Source organism: Cupriavidus sp. GW823-FHT06D04 (assembly GCF_058795055.1).
In genome coordinates this window covers 23,298-37,762 of the sequence record NZ_JBXAHL010000013.1, presented here as the reverse complement: position 1 = coordinate 37,762, position 14,465 = coordinate 23,298, and the positions used below count along the sequence as shown (strand labels likewise).

The following is a 14,465-nucleotide window of genomic DNA, read 5'->3' as shown; positions in this document are numbered from 1 at the left end:
GATGCCTGAAGCCAAGCCGGCGCCTGAGGGAAGCCAACGTTCCTCGCTCGATGCCCTGCTGACCGAAGTACGGGTTTGCCGCGCCTGTGTGCCACACCTGCCGCTCGGCCCGCGCCCGATCGTGCGCGTCGGGGCCGACGCGCACATCCTGATCGTCGGCCAGGCGCCGGGGATCCGCGTGCACGAAACCGGCATTCCCTGGAACGATGCAAGCGGCGACCGGCTGCGGCAGTGGCTCGGGGTCGATGCCGCCACCTTCCTCGACGAATCGCAGTTCGCGATCATCCCCATGGGGTTCTGCTATCCCGGACGCGGCAAGAGCGGCGATAACCCGCCGCGCCGCGAGTGCGCGCCACTGTGGCTCGACCGGCTGCTGGCGGAACTGCCGTCGATCGAGCTGACCTTGCTGGTCGGCCAGTACGCACAGCGCCATTTCCTCGGGGCGCGCCGCAAGCCGACGCTGACCGAGACCGTCAGGGCATGGAAGGACTACGCGCCCGACTTGGTGCCGTTGCCGCATCCGTCACCGCGCAACCAGCCGTGGTTCAAGCAGCATCCCTGGTTTGAGGGCGAGGTGCTGCCGATGTTGCGCGAGCGGGTTGGCCGGCTTTTGCGGCACGGCCCTGTGCAGCCGGGGTAGGTAACAAGCGATACTCCCCCACCCCGCCTGGCCGGCTGGACTCATTCGCTGGCCGTAAAGCCCGAGGCCGCGACCACCGGGCCCCACTGCGTGCGCTGCGCCTGGATGAGCTTGCGCAGGGCATCCCCCGGCTTGCCGTTCATTTCCATGCCCAGCGCAGACATCTTGTCGCGCACCACGGGATCCTTGATGGCGTCGAGCAGCGCCTTCTCGATCCTCGCCACCGTCGCCGGCGGCGTCCCCGCCGGCACAAAGGCCGAGTACCAGCCGGACGCCGCCTCGAAACCCGGCGCGCCCGCCTCCGCCAGCGTTGGCACATCAGGCAGCAGCCCCGACCGGCGGGTCCCGGTGACGCCGAGGAAACGGATCTTGCCCGCGCGATACAACTCCATCTGGCCCCCCACCGCATCGATACCCAGCGGCAGCGTGCCGCCGATCTCATCGGTCAGCATCATGACGGCGCCGCGGTAGGCAGTGGGCAGCAAGGGCACGCCAATCGACTTGCTGAGCGACAGCACGCCGAAATGAATGCTGCCGCCGAGCGTGACCAACCCGACGCCGCCCTTGTCCTGGTTGCGCTTCACCCATGCCAGGTATTCCGGCATGGTCCGATAGGGCTGGTTGATGCTGGCGGACGCCACCAGCGGCACGTCGGCCAGGTAGGCGACCGGAACCAGGTCCTTGTCGGGGTCATAGGCCAGGCGCTTGTAGGTCAGCGGAAAGATGGTGAACGGCGGCGCGGGTGAGATCAGCACCGTCTTGCCGTCCGGCGGCGCGCGCTTGACGTTCTCCAGCGCCAGCCGCGCCGATGCGCCGGGGCGGTTCTCGACCAGGACAGCCGTGTCGAGCGAAACACGCAGCTTTTCAGCAAGCGTGCGCGCGAAGATGTCCAGCGCGCCACCAGCCGCGAAGCCGACGACAATGCGCACGGGCGCGTCGCCGCTGGCGGGGGCAGCCATGGCAGGAACGGCACTGGCACCCAGGGCCAATGCCAGCGCGGCGGCCAGCCGTCGCAAGGGGGTCGAATATGTCATGCGGTCACTCCGGTTGACGGCGGCGGATGCGCTCAGGCGGCCTCGAGCACGGTATGCGCTTCCAGCGGATAGATCGGGCGGCGCAGGTTGCGGAACGGAAACTGGCTGTAGTCAGAGCTGCAGACTCCGGGGCCGGCCACCAGCACGATCTCGCTGGCGATCGGCTCGAAACCGGCGCGGAAGTGCTGGCGCGACTTGACCAGGATGTACTTGCGGCGCGACAGGTCGATGCCCGCGTGGGTGAATACGCCGGTATCGAACGGCTCCTGCGGCTTCTCGCAGATCACGACCAGCGTGCCGGCGACATCCAGCACCACGGTACGGCCCAGGCTCAGCTTCATGCCCGTGAACATCGGGCCGGTGACCTGGTAGTTGCCGTCGGTAATGCACTGCACCCTGCCGCTCAGCCGCAGCGGGCGGCCCTTCAGGTCCAGCGCCGGCATGTCGGTCTTGCCGCCCACATCCAGCGTGACAGACTGCCCGACGCCGGCGGCAATCAGTTCCGCCACGGCGCTCGGGTCCCAGAACGGCCCGGCGACCACGCCTTCGAGCCCCTGGCGCAGGACTTCGCCCAGCACCGTCATTTCATCCGTCGGCCCGCCCGCGCCGCAGTTATCGCCATGGTCGACCAGCACGACCGGGCCCTGCGTGAGCGTCTTGGCGCGCGCGATGGATTCCGCCATCGGCTCGATCGGGAAAACGAAATCAGCCCGGCGTTCCCACGCCATGCCGCAGAGATCGTCGAGCAGGCGCCGCCCTGCTTCGATCCTGGCGCCATCAGCCACGATCACCACGGCCAGGCCTGTGTGCGGGATGTCGGCAAGCGGGAAGCCACCGAACACCGAGGCGTTGAGCACCTCGCCATCGCGCTCGGCCGCCATCGCACGCTCCATGATGTCCTTCATGGGTTGCGCGCGCGGGGTCTGGCGCAGCATGTGGGTAAGCATCGGCAGCGTGCGCCACAGCAGGACCGGGCGGGCCTCGCCTCGCAGCGCCGCCATCAGGGTACGGGCGGCGCGTGCGCCGGTCTCGTACACGTCCACGTGGGGATAGGTGCAGTAGCCGGCGATCACGGTCGCATTGTCAACCAGCGCAGCGCTGAAGTTGGCGTGGAAATCCAGCGATACCGCAATCGGCACCTCGGGTGCGGCGGCACGGATGCGTGCCAGCAGTTCGCCTTCGGCATCCGGATAGCCCTCGGCCACCATGGCGCCATGCAGGTCCAGCATCACGGCATCGCAGCCTGCACGTACTGCCTCGACAATGCTGGCCGCCATCGACTCGAATGCTTGCGCCGTCACCATGCCACTGGGCACCGCGTTCGCCATCAAGGGCATCACGAACTCGTCGCCCTGGCGGCGTACCAGATCAATGAACGCGGCCGCGGCGCTGTTGGTGCCCTGGCAGGCACGCACCGCGTCGTCGCCGTAAAGCGGGCCAGCGGTGCTGCCGCGGTTGAACGCGCTCAATGGCGTGGCAATCGGCGAAAAGGTATTGGTTTCATGCCGCATCAGGGCAATGACAAATCGCATGGACTGGCTCCGACAGCGTGAAGGGTTCAGTTAGATTCGAGATCGACCGCGCGCGCAATGGCACCGTAGCGGATCGTTTCCGCTTGCAGGAAGCGGCGGGCCTGCTCGGGGGTGGAAAGGACCGGCTCATAGGCAAGCGTCTGCAGGCGCGCGGCAAAGTCCGCTTCCTGCACGCTGGCCTTCACTTCCCTGTAGAGCCTGTCGATGACCGGAGCCGGCGTGCCCGCCTTGACCACCAGCGCCAGGTTGCCGCGTACCTGCAGCGCATCCGTGCCGCCCGCCTTCTGCGTTTCGAGGGCGGGAAACTGCGTGATGGGCTCCGCCTGCAGCGTGGCCAGGGGCTTGGCCTTGCCATCCTGGACGTAGTTGACCGAAGAGCCGATCACATCGACATGCGCGTAGGTCTGGCCGCCGATCAGGTCCGCCATGGCCGGCGGCGAGCCGCGATACGGAACGATGGTGAAATCCAGGCCATTGCGGCGCTTCCAGTCGGCCAGGCCAAGGTGCGCGGCCCCCGCGACGACATTGATGCTGATCGACACCTTGCCGGGATTGCGCTGGATATGCGTCTTCAGCTCACCCAGCGTCATCTCCTTGCGGTCGGCGCGCGTGATGATCCAGTGCGGCACGGTGCTGACGATGGTCACCGGCGTCAGGTCGGTATCGGGGCGATAGCGCAGGCCCTTGATCGTGAACGGATTGATATTGAGCGTGCCGTCGCTGGCCAGCAGCAGCGTATTGCCGTCGGCCTTCTCCTTGAGCACCGACGACACGCCCGGCACGGTCGCGCCGCCGGCGATGTTCTCCACCACCACCGGCTGCCCCAGCCGCTGTTCCAGCTTGCGCGCGAGCGTGCGGCCAATGATGTCGTAGGAACCGCCGGCCGGGAACGGCACGACCAGGCGCAGCGGCCGGTCGGGCCACGCGGGTGCGGCACTTGCGCAGGTGGCCGCGAGCAAGGCTGCGCCGGCAAGCATGCCGCGCATGATCGAGCGCAAATGGCTCACTGCTTCCATGGGTCTCCTCCTGAGGTCTGATTGCCTCGTGATGGCTTGGAATGAATCAGGTGATGCGCCGACTATATGGGATCCGTTCCGATACCAAAAGCGAATAAAAATCGCTGTTTGTTGAGCAAATGGTTAACTTGTAGAATGAGCCACCCAGCCCCGCCGATCATCGCCTGCCCCATGCCTGCCGAAACCTTCGCCCATACCCTGCTTGGCCGCCTCAAGCTGCGCCACCTGCGCATCATGCTGGCGCTGAGCGAGATGCCAACCGCCGCCGCCGTCGCCGCGCGCTTTCACGTCAGCCCCGCCGCGGTGTCCAAGACACTGGCCGAGATCGAAGACATCGTGGGCATGCCGCTGTTCGAGCGCAACCGCCGCGGCCTGCACCTGACCGAGCCCGGACGGGAGATGGCGGCCCATGCGGCGGTCTTGCTGGCGCAGCTCGAACGGCTCGCCGAATCGCTTCAGGCGGTGCGTGCCGGCAGCCAGGGTGCGTTGCGCATCGCGTTCCGGACGATGTCGGTGCAGCCCTTCCTGGCGCGGGCAATGAGCGACTTCTACCGTGACAATCCGCGCGTGGAGATCAGCGTGATCGAAGGCGGCATCGGCGAACTGGCGGATCAACTGGTGGATGGCTCGCTGGACCTGCTATTCGCCTATGACGATCCGCGCCTGTCGTTACCCGCGCTGCGCACGGCGCCGGTGGTCCCCGCGCAGAAGGTGGTGATCGTCGCCAGCCTGTACCATCCGCTGCTCACGCGCCGCAAGCTGGCGGCGCGGGAACTGTCCGGGCAGCAATGGTGCATTCCGGTGGCAGGCTCGCGCATGCTTCACCTGCTGCACACGGCGTTTCATACCCTTGGGGCGCCGGCGCCCTCGCTTGGCATCCGCACCAGCGATGTGGCCGCCACGGCCAGTCTGTTGCAGGCGGGTCATTTCCTCGCGGTGTTCCCCGAGCGCATTGCCGCGCAGCTCACCCTGGCCAAGGTGGCAAGAGCGCTTCGCTTCGAACTCGGCAGCCGCGTGGAGCCGGTAGTGGCGGTCTGGAACGACGAACTCACGCCACGCACGCCGGCGCGCCTGTTTCGCGAGCTCGTCATGCGCCGGGCCGGCGAGACCCTCATGGCCGAGCCAGTGCCGTTGCTGGCCGCGCGCGCGGTGGCGGCGGCTGGCATTCGCAAGCGCTGAGCGGGAAGCCGGCCCGGCTCAGTGCGCGCACAGTACCGCCGCCATCTCCCTCGCCGCCCCCTGCAACGTCGGCACCGCCTGCAGCAGCGCCTCAAGCGAAGCCCGTGCCGTCGGCGCATGACAGGCAATCGCAGCCACCACCCGGCCTGAACCCTCCCCATCCGGCTCCCGCACCGGCACGGCCACCGCGCACATGCCGCGCACGAATTCCTCATGGTCCACACCGATGCCGCGCGCGCCCAGCCGGTCCAGTTCGGCATTGAGGACAGGCACATCGGACAGCGTGCGCGGCGTGTGCGGGGCCAGGTCCAGGCGCCTGAGCATCTGCTGGCGTTCCAGCCGGTTCATCGCCGACAGGAACAGCTTGCCGCTGGCGGTACAGTGCAGCGGCACGTGGATGCCGGGCGACAGCTGCAGGCGCAGTGGCTCGTGGGTCTCGACGCGCTCTACGTAGAGGACCCGGTCGCCGTCTAGCGCGGTGAGGTTGCAGGTCTCGCCCAGGCTCGCCACCAGCCTGGCCAGGATGGCGCGGCACTCGCGCAGCATCGGCGGGCTCCTGAGGGTCTGCAGTGACAGGGCTGCGGCGCCCGGGCCGGGCACGTAGCCGCGCTCGGCGGGCATGCGGACCACGAAGCCGGTGCGCTCCATGGCGGCCAGCAGGCGCATCAGTGTCGCCTTGGGCACATGCAGCCGCTGCGAAAGCTGGGAAAGCGTCTGCGGATGCTGCGCCCTGGCCAGGCTGGACAGCACCATCAGCACGCGCAGGCTGCGTGCATCGTCCTCCACCGCGCCGTCTTCTGCTGCAGTGCGATTCTGAAACGGGAATTGCACGTTCTGTTTCACAACCGACGTCTCCTCGCGATTGAGCTTTCCATTCCGGCCTGGAAAAATAAAATCCGGAACAGAACGTTTCAGATTATAGATCGAAGCCGGGTGGCTACGTGCCTGCCGGCCAGAAAAGGAGACAGCGACGATGTCGCAAACCGTTGACTACATCGTGGTAGGCGCCGGCTCGGCCGGGTGTGTGCTGGCCAACCGGCTCAGCGAAGACGGCCGGTATTCCGTCTGCCTGCTGGAGGCCGGCCCGCCCGACCGCTACCCGTGGATCCATATCCCGATCGGCTATGGCAAGACCATGTTCCACAAGCAAGTGAACTGGGGCTTCTATACGGATCCCGATCCCAACATGCTCAATCGCCGCATCTACTGGCCGCGCGGCCGCACGCTGGGCGGCAGCAGCGCCATCAACGGCCTGATCTACGTACGCGGCCAGCGCGAGGACTATGACCACTGGGAGACGCTGGGCAATCCGGGCTGGGGCTGGGACAACTGCCTGCCCTACTTCCGCAAGCTCGAGAACAACGACCTTGGCGCCGGCCCCACGCGCGGCACCGACGGCCCGCTGAACGCGACCTCGATCGACCGGCAGCATCCGCTGGTCGATGCCTTCATCGGCGCCGGCCAGGCCCTTGGCCTGCCGCGCCAGACCGACTTCAACGGTGGCGACCAGGAGGGCGTGGGCTATTACCAGCTCACCACCCGCAACGGCTGGCGTTGCTCCACCGCGGTGGCCTACCTGCGTCCAGTGCGCGGGCGCACGAACCTGCGCGTCGAGACCGATGCCCACACCACCGGGATCCTGTTCGAAGGCAAGCGTGCAGTGGGCGTGCGCTACACCCAGCATGGCCAGCGCTACATCCTGCGGGCGCGGCGCGAGGTAATCCTGTGCGCCGGCGCGCTGCAATCGCCGCAGTTGCTGCAGCTGTCAGGCATCGGCCCGGCGCCGTTGATGCAGGACCTGGGCGTACCGGTGGTGCATGCCCTGCCGGGCGTGGGCGAGAACCTGCAGGACCATCTGCAGGTGCGGCTGATCTACGAGGTGGCAAAGCCGATCACCACCAACGACCAGCTGCGCTCGCTGACGGGCAAGGCGCGCATGGGCCTGGAATGGCTGCTGATGCGCAAGGGGCCGCTGGCGATCGGCATCAACCAGGGCGCGATGTTCTGCCGCGCATTGCCGCAGGAAAGCGCCACGCCGGACACGCAGTTCCATTTCTCGACCCTGTCCGCCGACATGGCGGGCGGCATGGTGCATCCCTTCTCCGGCTGCACCTATTCGGTATGCCAGCTGCGGCCCGAGTCGCGCGGCACGGTGCGGATCCGCTCGACCGACCCTTATGAGCCGCCGTCGATGCAGCCCAACTACCTGTCGGCCGAGCTGGACCGGCGCTGTACCGTGGCAGCGGTGCGCTACGCCCGGCGCGTGGCGCAGACCGAACCGATGCGCGGCCTGATGAAACGCGAGTTCCGGCCGGGCGACGAGGTGCGCAGCGACGAAGAGATCCTGCATTTCTGCCGCGAGTACGGCGCCACCATCTTTCATCCGTCCGGCACCGCGAAAATGGGTCCCGCCGCCGATCCGCTGGCCGTGGTCGATGCACGCCTGCGCGTGCATGGCGTGGGCGGGCTGCGCGTGGTGGACTGCTCGGTGATGCCCACGCTGGTCTCGGGCAACACCAACGTACCAGTGGTGATGATGGCCGAGCGCGCGGCCGACTTCATCCGCGAAGACGCTAGGCGGGAAATGCATCCCGTCGACGTTGCGACCCCGATGGCAGCAGCCGCCTGAGCGGGTTGCGCCAATCCTGATTGCGAACAACCAAGGCCAGGCATCCATAACAAGGCCAAACCCTGCAGTGCATCCGGCGTCCATAACCATCCTTCCAGAGGACGCCGCCCATCACCAGAGGAGACAAGCATGACAAGCCCCAACGAACAGGCGATCCGCAAGGTCGCGCTGGCGTCCGTGATCGGCGCCACCATCGAGTGGTATGACTTCTTCCTGTACGGCGTGGTCGCCGGCCTGGTCTTCAACAAGCTGTACTTCCCCGGCAATGACCCGCTGGTGGCCACCATCCTGGCCTACACCACCTTTGCGGTGGGCTTTGTCACGCGGCCGCTGGGCGGCGTGATCTTCGGGCACTTTGGCGACAAGGTCGGCCGCAAGAGCATGCTGGTGATCACGCTGATGATCATGGGCGTGTCCACCTTCCTGATCGGACTGGTGCCGACCTACGACAGCATCGGCATCCTGGCGCCGATCCTGTTGCTGCTGCTGCGCGTGCTGCAGGGCATCGGCCTGGGCGGCGAATGGGGCGGCGCGGTGCTGATGGCCTATGAGTACGCGCCGCCGGGCAAACGGGGCTTCTATGCGTCGCTGCCGCAGATCGGGCTGGCGATCGGACTGTGCCTGGCATCCGGCGTGGTGGCGCTGCTGTCGCTGACCCTGACCGATGCGCAGTTCCTGGCCTGGGGCTGGCGCGTGGCCTTCGTGATCTCAGCGGGGATGGTGTTCGTGGGCATGTATATCCGCCTCAACGTCAAGGAGACGCCTGAATTCGCCGTGATCAAGCAGCGCAATGCCGAGACCCAGATTCCCTTTGTCGACATGATGCGGCGCTACCCCGGCAATATCCTCAAGGGCATGGGCGCGCGCTATATCGACGGAGTCTTCTTCAACATCTTCGGCGTGTTCTCGATCACCTACCTGACTCAGACCATCCATATCAGCCGGACTGAAGCGCTGGTCGGCGTGATGGCGGCGGCCATTGCGATGTGCTTCTTCATTCCGTTCTTCGGCCACCTGTCCGACCGCATCGGCCGCACCCGCGTGTATTTCTGGGGCTCGCTGATCACGGCCTTGTCCGCGTTCCCGGCGTTCTGGCTGATGCTGAACAGCGGCGGCAACACCATGCTGCTGTGGCTGTCCATCGTGGTGCCGTTCGGCATCCTCTACGCCGCGGTCTACGGCCCGGAAGCGGCGCTGTTCTGCGAGCTGTTCGATGCCAGGGTGCGATATACCGGCATTTCGTTCGTCTACCAGTTCTCGGGGATCTTCGCGTCCGGCATCACGCCCATCATCGCCACGGCACTGCTCAGGTCGGGCGGCGGCAAGCCCTGGCAGATCTGCGCCTACGTGGCCTTCGCGGGGGTGGTGTCGGCGTTGTCGGTGGCGCTGATCGGGCGGGGCGAAGGCTCCCAGGCGCCGCGCGAAAACGGCATGCCGCTGCGCGGTCCGGCACGCTAGGCGTGGAGCGGGCCGCCGCCCGCCGGCAATGTCTTAGAATGGCGCAACGCCAATGACAGGGACATTGCATGCAAACTCCGGACGGCACCGGTGCGGCCGCCGCCCCGCTCCTGCCCAGGGTCGTGCGCCAGCGGCTGCACGACACCGTGGTCGACCACCTGCGCAACTTTATCGTCGAGGGGGTGCTGCCGCCGGGCATGAAGCTCAATGAGCGCGAGCTGTGTGAAACGCTGGGCATCTCGCGCACGCCGCTGCGCGAGGCGCTGAAGGTGCTGGCCGCCGAGGGGCTGATCGAGATCTCGCCCAACCGCGGCGCGAGCGTGTCACGGATGAGCGAGGCCGAGGCCTGGGAAGCCTTCGAGCTGATGAGCGGCCTGGAGGCCTTTGCCGGGGAGCTGGCGTGCGAGCGCATCACGCCGCCGGAGCTGGCCGAGATCAAGGCGCTGCACTACGCCATGCTTGCCTGCCGCGCGCAGAACGACCTGCCCGGCTATTACGCCCGCAACCAGGAAATCCATGACCGCATTGCCGAGGCCGCGCGCAACCAGACGCTACAGCAGACCTACCTGACGCTCAACCGGCGGCTCAAGGCGATGCGTTTCCGCTCCAACCACCAGCCCGGCAAATGGGACCGCGCCGTGCACGACCACGAGGAGATGATCCGCGCGCTGGAAGCCCGCGACGGCAAGCGGCTGTCGGCCATCCTGCGCCAGCACTTGCTGGAGAAGCGCGCCGCGCTGATGCAGATCCATCCCGACCCGATCGCCGGCGCGCCGGCGCTGCCGAACGCCTGAGGCCTCGACCCTGAGCTGTCAGGCGGCCGCCCCCGCATCGGGGCGATCCAGGTACCCGCCGACGATACGGACCAGCAGCGGCAGCTTGCCGGTAAAGAAGTGGTCCGCCCCCGGCACCACCACCACGGGCAGCCCCTGCGGGCGCGCCCAGTCGAACAGCGCGCCGAGTTCCGCGCGCTCGTCACGCTCGCCATGGACCACCAGGCAATCGGCGGGCACGGCCGGCGTGTCATAGCTGCGATGCGCCTTGACGGTGCCGTAAGGCGTGCCGGCAAGCACCAGGTGCCGGATCGGCACGGACTGCGCCGCCAGCGTGGCGGCGACATGGGCCATCACGAACGCACCAAAGGAAAAGCCTGCCAGTGCCAGCGGCAGGCCGGGATGGGCCTCGCGCAGATGGGCGATGACGGCGAGCATGTCCTGCGCCTCGCCGCTGCCCTGGTCATGCTCGCCCGCGGACCCCTCGACCCCGCGGAAATTCGGCCGCACCGTCAGGAAGCCGCGTGCCACCAGCGCCTTGGCCAGCTGGTGCGGCACCTTGTGCGTGGCCGAGCCGCCCAGCAGCGGATGCGGATGCGCCACCACGGCGATGCCTCGCGGCGCGCCGGCGGGACGGTCGACCAACATTTCAATCTGCCCGGCCTCGCCGCCGAGCTGCGCCTTTTCCGTGCCTGACGGAACAGTCATGCCTTCTCCTGGTGATGACAATGGGCCGCCTGCGGCCCGAAAACCGTGATGGTAATGCCATTCCCGCAGGCCGCGCCGGCTGGCGCCCGGCCCTGCACCGCGCGCCGCGCGCGCGTATCCGTATCAAAATGTCAGCCAGTGCACCATCCGGCACCCCTCGGAGCTGGGTGGCGCATCCGCTTTCGTATAATTCTGCGAACCGCGGCAAGGCCGTTTACCGTTTTCCCCTGGGCCCCGCCGCCATCGGTCAGCACGGCCCGTGTCACGCGCACCGGCCTGCCAGGCAGCCCGCCGCGCTTCGTGCCCTGACCAGACTTCGCCGAAGGGAGCGCCTGCGAGCGGTCATCCCTTCCCGTGTTCATTGCCGGTGTTCCGGCCGTTCCCGCATCCCATCGCCGCCGCATCCGACGCATGCCAGCGCGATGCCTTGCCGATGCCGGAGCCGCCGCAAGCCGTCACCATCCGACGAGATTCCGCCATGAGCAAAGTTTCACGGCTCGCACTGGGCCTTGCGTTCGCTGCGCTATGCCACCTGATGCCGGCCACGCTGCCCGCCGCCCTGGCCGCCCCGGCATCCGAAGCGGCTTCAGAGGCCGGCGCCCAGCAGGCGCCCGCCATCACCCACGGCGAGGCCACCGCCGAACTCAAGCGCTTGCAGACCGAGCAGGACCGCATCAAGCAGCAGGCCTCCGACCCGGATGGCAACACCAGGCTGCATGAACTCGAAGAAGCGCTGCAAAAGCTCAGTGCCGACGTCGCCAAGCTGTCTTCGGCCCTGACGCCGCAGCGTGCGCAGCTGCAGGCGCAGCTGGACGTGCTGGGTCCGCCACCGGCGGACGGCACCACCAAGGAAGCGCCTGCGGTCGTCAGGCAGCGCGCCGAACTGAATGCGCGCCGTGCCCAGCTTGACGCACAACTCAAGCAGGCGGGCGAGAGCAAGGCGAACATCGCAAACCTGAGCGACCAGCTGGCGCGGCTGCAGCGCAGCCAAATCAAGGACCAGCTCGCGCTGCGCTCCGAGAGCATCCTGAATCCGCAGTTCTGGAAGCCGCTGGCCAGCCCGACGCAGGAAGACCAGGCGCGCCTGGCCACCTTTACCGACCAGGTGGTGCCAATGGCGCAACTGGCCTGGCAGCCGTCACAGCGCGCCGCCACCATCGCCTTGCTGCTGCTGGCCCTGGCCGTATGGACCCTGGGCCGGCGCCTGGCCGAACGGGCACTGGCGTGGTTCTGCCTGAACAAGCTGCCGGCGACGCGTTTGCGCCGCAGCGCCCTGGCGCTGGCCACCACCCTGGCCACCTTGTGCACCACCGGGCTGGCGGTGCAACTCGTCTACAACGCCTTTACGCGCAGCTATGAACTGCCGCCGGACCTGACAGAGCTGTACGGCCAGCTGCTCAAGCTGACGCTGACCAGCGCGCTGATCGCGGGCCTGGGGCGCGCGCTGCTGTGCACGCGCCATCCCTCCTGGCGCCTGCCGGCGCTGGCCGATCCGGTCGCGCTGGCGATGAAGCCGTTCCCCGCCGTGCTGGCCGGCCTGCTGCTGCTGGCCGGCACGCTCGAGCAACTGAACCGCATTGCCGATACCAGCGTCCAGGTCACGCTGCTGTGGCGCGGGCTGGTGTCGCTGGTGGTGGTGCTGACCATCGGCGCCGCGCTGCTGCGCGCCAACCGCGTGCGCAACGTGCTGGCCGCCGCGGGCGAGCGGCCCGAGGCGCGCGCCACCCTGGCGGGCATGATCCACGCCGGCGTGTCGGTCATCGTGCTGGTGTCGGTGGTGGCGCTGCTGGCCGGCTATATCAGCTTTGCGCGCTTCCTGACCTACGAGCTGGTCTGGTTCGACATCGTGCTGTGCAGCCTGTACTTGCTGACCCAGGTTACGCGCGACGTCTGCGAAAGCCTGCTCTCGACCAACTACGCCAGCGGGCGCGTCATCAAGCAGCTGTTCGGCGTGGACGATTCGCACCTGGAGCAGGCGTCCACCATCCTGTCAGGCATCGGCGCCAGCGTGCTGCTGCTGGTGGCGGTGCTGGCGCTGCTGACAGGCGGCTTCGGCACCACACCCGCGGACCTGCTCAACAGCCTGGTAATGGTGCTGGGCGGCGAGAAGCTGCACAGCCTCAACATCATGCCCGACCGCATCCTGAATGCGCTGATCGCTCTCGGAGTCGGCATCTGGCTGCTGCGCTCGGTGCGGCGCTGGCTCGATGGGGAACTGCTGCCCAAGGTCTGCAAGGAGCCGGGCCTGCGCGCCTCGCTGATCACGCTGTACAGCAATGTCGGCTATGTGTTGCTGGTGCTGCTGGTGCTGTCGCTGCTGGGCGTGCGCTGGGACAACCTGGCGTGGATCGTCAGCGCGCTGTCGGTGGGCATCGGCTTCGGCCTGCAGGAGATCGTGAAGAACTTCGTCTCCGGCCTGATCCTGCTGACCGAGCGGCCGGTCAAGGTGGGCGACATGGTCAGCATTGCCGGCGTGGAGGGCGATATCCGCCGCATCAACGTGCGCGCCACCGAGATCCAGCTGGGCGACCGCTCCACCGTGATCGTGCCCAACTCGCAGCTGATCTCGCAAAACCTGCGCAACGTGACCATGAGCAACAGCACCCAGGGGGTGGCGTCGCTGCAACTCACCTTCCCCCTGAATACCGACCCCGAACAGCTGCGCGACCTGCTGCTGGATGTCTACCGCGAGAACGAGACCATCCTCGACGTGCCGGCTCCCTCAGTCATGTTCAGCCAGCTGGCGCCCAACGGCATCACGCTGTCGGTGACGGGCTATGTCGGCAGCCCCCGCATCGCCGCCAACACGCGCAGCGACCTGTTGTTCGAGATCCTCAAGCGCCTGCGCGCCGCCGACATCTCGCTGTCGGTGCCGCAATCGCTGCGGCTGGAAAACATGCCGCCATTCGGGCAGGAGCCAGAGCGCGCGCTGGCCGCCGGCTGACCAGCACCGGCATTAAAGCAGCCGTTACAACCCTAACAAGTCGCCGGCCGCGCCGAAACACATTGAGGGGCACTTTGCGTCCATCATGAATGCACACAAGCTGCATCAGAAGGAGTCCGATATGCGCCCCTCCACCCGAATCGTTTCAGCGGTTGCCCTGAGCGTGGCGCTGGTGGCAGCCGGCCCGGCGTCGGCGCGCGACCGCTACCACCACGGCGGCGGCTCGAATGCCGGAGCGATGCTGGCTGTCGGCGCCCTGGTCGGCCTGGCCTTTGGCGCGGCCCTGGCTTCGGCGCCAGTCATGGCGGCACCGCCCCCTGTCACCTACGCCCCGGCGCCGGTGACCTACGCGCCGGCTCCCGTCTCATACGCACCGCCGGCAGCGCCGCCAGGCTATTGCTACCGCGACTACGACCGTGCCTACGTGCCTTGCGGTCCGCAGCCGCCGGGGTATTACGAACAGCAGCAGCCGTATTACGGTTATTGAATAAGGCGGCTGTGCAAAAAAGAAACGCCCCATGCCAAGCATGGGGCGTTTGTCTTGAAGATACC

At 67.5% G+C, this 14,465-nt stretch carries 12 protein-coding genes; 7 read left to right on the top strand and 5 right to left on the bottom strand.

Translation table 11 applies throughout. The annotated features are described in order from the left end of the window. Position 1: 1 nt before the first annotated feature. Positions 2 to 640: a uracil-DNA glycosylase family protein gene (locus AC1Q7H_RS17710; protein ID WP_492381510.1), complete on the top strand. Its 639-nt coding sequence runs from the start codon at positions 2 to 4 to the stop codon at positions 638 to 640. Positions 641 to 681: 41 nt separating this feature from the next. Here the strand turns inward: AC1Q7H_RS17710 and AC1Q7H_RS17705 are convergent, their stop codons facing one another. From AC1Q7H_RS17705 to AC1Q7H_RS17695, 3 genes are read right to left on the bottom strand one after another with little or no spacing between them, the layout of a single operon-like run. Continuing rightward, positions 682 to 1,674 carry a tripartite tricarboxylate transporter substrate-binding protein gene (locus AC1Q7H_RS17705; protein WP_153953403.1) on the bottom strand — a complete coding sequence of 331 codons (993 nt, stop codon included), beginning with the start codon at positions 1,672 to 1,674 and terminating at the stop codon, positions 682 to 684. 32 nt (positions 1,675 to 1,706) lie between these two features. Next, complete coding sequence (locus AC1Q7H_RS17700; RefSeq protein ID WP_013953433.1) at positions 1,707 to 3,206, bottom strand: M81 family metallopeptidase; 1,500 nt, start codon at positions 3,204 to 3,206, stop codon at positions 1,707 to 1,709. Between the two features lie 26 nt (positions 3,207 to 3,232). Continuing rightward, positions 3,233 to 4,222 carry a Bug family tripartite tricarboxylate transporter substrate binding protein gene (locus AC1Q7H_RS17695; protein WP_153953402.1) on the bottom strand — a complete coding sequence of 330 codons (990 nt, stop codon included), beginning with the start codon at positions 4,220 to 4,222 and terminating at the stop codon, positions 3,233 to 3,235. 135 nt (positions 4,223 to 4,357) lie between these two features. Between AC1Q7H_RS17695 and AC1Q7H_RS17690 the strand changes: the two genes are divergently transcribed. Then, on the top strand, positions 4,358 to 5,401 hold the full coding sequence (locus AC1Q7H_RS17690; protein ID WP_228772328.1) for a LysR family transcriptional regulator: 1,044 nt from the start codon (positions 4,358 to 4,360) through the stop codon (positions 5,399 to 5,401). A gap of 18 nt (positions 5,402 to 5,419) precedes the next feature. Here the strand turns inward: AC1Q7H_RS17690 and AC1Q7H_RS17685 are convergent, their stop codons facing one another. Then, the gene (locus AC1Q7H_RS17685; protein ID WP_013953436.1) at positions 5,420 to 6,244 is read right to left on the bottom strand and encodes an IclR family transcriptional regulator; all 825 of its coding nucleotides are present in this window, start codon (positions 6,242 to 6,244) and stop codon (positions 5,420 to 5,422) included. A gap of 130 nt (positions 6,245 to 6,374) precedes the next feature. Here AC1Q7H_RS17685 and AC1Q7H_RS17680 point away from each other — a divergent pair, with 130 nt between their 5' ends. From AC1Q7H_RS17680 to AC1Q7H_RS17670, 3 genes are all read left to right on the top strand, one after another. Next, positions 6,375 to 8,030 carry a GMC family oxidoreductase gene (locus tag AC1Q7H_RS17680; RefSeq protein WP_013953437.1) on the top strand — a complete coding sequence of 552 codons (1,656 nt, stop codon included), beginning with the start codon at positions 6,375 to 6,377 and terminating at the stop codon, positions 8,028 to 8,030. Between the two features lie 129 nt (positions 8,031 to 8,159). Then, positions 8,160 to 9,488, top strand: a complete 1,329-nt coding sequence (locus tag AC1Q7H_RS17675; protein ID WP_211981858.1) for an MFS transporter — start codon at positions 8,160 to 8,162, stop codon at positions 9,486 to 9,488. A 68-nt stretch (positions 9,489 to 9,556) separates the two neighbouring features. Further along, positions 9,557 to 10,282, top strand: coding sequence for a GntR family transcriptional regulator (locus tag AC1Q7H_RS17670; RefSeq protein WP_211981861.1), 726 nt, complete (start codon positions 9,557 to 9,559; stop codon positions 10,280 to 10,282). A gap of 18 nt (positions 10,283 to 10,300) precedes the next feature. Here AC1Q7H_RS17670 and AC1Q7H_RS17665 read toward each other — a convergent pair whose 3' ends face one another. After that, positions 10,301 to 10,969: an alpha/beta hydrolase gene (locus tag AC1Q7H_RS17665; RefSeq protein WP_013953440.1), complete on the bottom strand. Its 669-nt coding sequence runs from the start codon at positions 10,967 to 10,969 to the stop codon at positions 10,301 to 10,303. Between the two features lie 478 nt (positions 10,970 to 11,447). Between AC1Q7H_RS17665 and AC1Q7H_RS17660 the strand changes: the two genes are divergently transcribed. Together AC1Q7H_RS17660 and AC1Q7H_RS17655 are read left to right on the top strand one after the other, a co-directional pair. Then, complete coding sequence (locus AC1Q7H_RS17660) at positions 11,448 to 13,913, top strand: DUF3772 domain-containing protein (protein ID WP_211981863.1); 2,466 nt, start codon at positions 11,448 to 11,450, stop codon at positions 13,911 to 13,913. A 121-nt stretch (positions 13,914 to 14,034) separates the two neighbouring features. Beyond that, positions 14,035 to 14,400, top strand: coding sequence for a hypothetical protein (locus tag AC1Q7H_RS17655; protein WP_013953442.1), 366 nt, complete (start codon positions 14,035 to 14,037; stop codon positions 14,398 to 14,400). Positions 14,401 to 14,465: the final 65 nt, after the last annotated feature.

What these genes read in the sequence shown, in the direction of transcription:
- AC1Q7H_RS17710 (WP_492381510.1), top strand. Translation starts at nt 2, where the DNA reads ATGCCTGAAGCCAAGCCGGCGCCTGAGGGAAGCCAACGTTCCTCGCTC.
- AC1Q7H_RS17705 (WP_153953403.1), bottom strand. Translation starts at nt 1,674, where the DNA reads ATGACATATTCGACCCCCTTGCGACGGCTGGCCGCCGCGCTGGCATTG.
- AC1Q7H_RS17700 (WP_013953433.1), bottom strand. Translation starts at nt 3,206, where the DNA reads ATGCGATTTGTCATTGCCCTGATGCGGCATGAAACCAATACCTTTTCG.
- AC1Q7H_RS17695 (WP_153953402.1), bottom strand. Translation starts at nt 4,222, where the DNA reads ATGGAAGCAGTGAGCCATTTGCGCTCGATCATGCGCGGCATGCTTGCC.
- AC1Q7H_RS17690 (WP_228772328.1), top strand. Translation starts at nt 4,358, where the DNA reads ATGAGCCACCCAGCCCCGCCGATCATCGCCTGCCCCATGCCTGCCGAA.
- AC1Q7H_RS17680 (WP_013953437.1), top strand. Translation starts at nt 6,375, where the DNA reads ATGTCGCAAACCGTTGACTACATCGTGGTAGGCGCCGGCTCGGCCGGG.
- AC1Q7H_RS17675 (WP_211981858.1), top strand. Translation starts at nt 8,160, where the DNA reads ATGACAAGCCCCAACGAACAGGCGATCCGCAAGGTCGCGCTGGCGTCC.
- AC1Q7H_RS17670 (WP_211981861.1), top strand. Translation starts at nt 9,557, where the DNA reads ATGCAAACTCCGGACGGCACCGGTGCGGCCGCCGCCCCGCTCCTGCCC.
- AC1Q7H_RS17665 (WP_013953440.1), bottom strand. Translation starts at nt 10,969, where the DNA reads ATGACTGTTCCGTCAGGCACGGAAAAGGCGCAGCTCGGCGGCGAGGCC.
- AC1Q7H_RS17660 (WP_211981863.1), top strand. Translation starts at nt 11,448, where the DNA reads ATGAGCAAAGTTTCACGGCTCGCACTGGGCCTTGCGTTCGCTGCGCTA.
- AC1Q7H_RS17655 (WP_013953442.1), top strand. Translation starts at nt 14,035, where the DNA reads ATGCGCCCCTCCACCCGAATCGTTTCAGCGGTTGCCCTGAGCGTGGCG.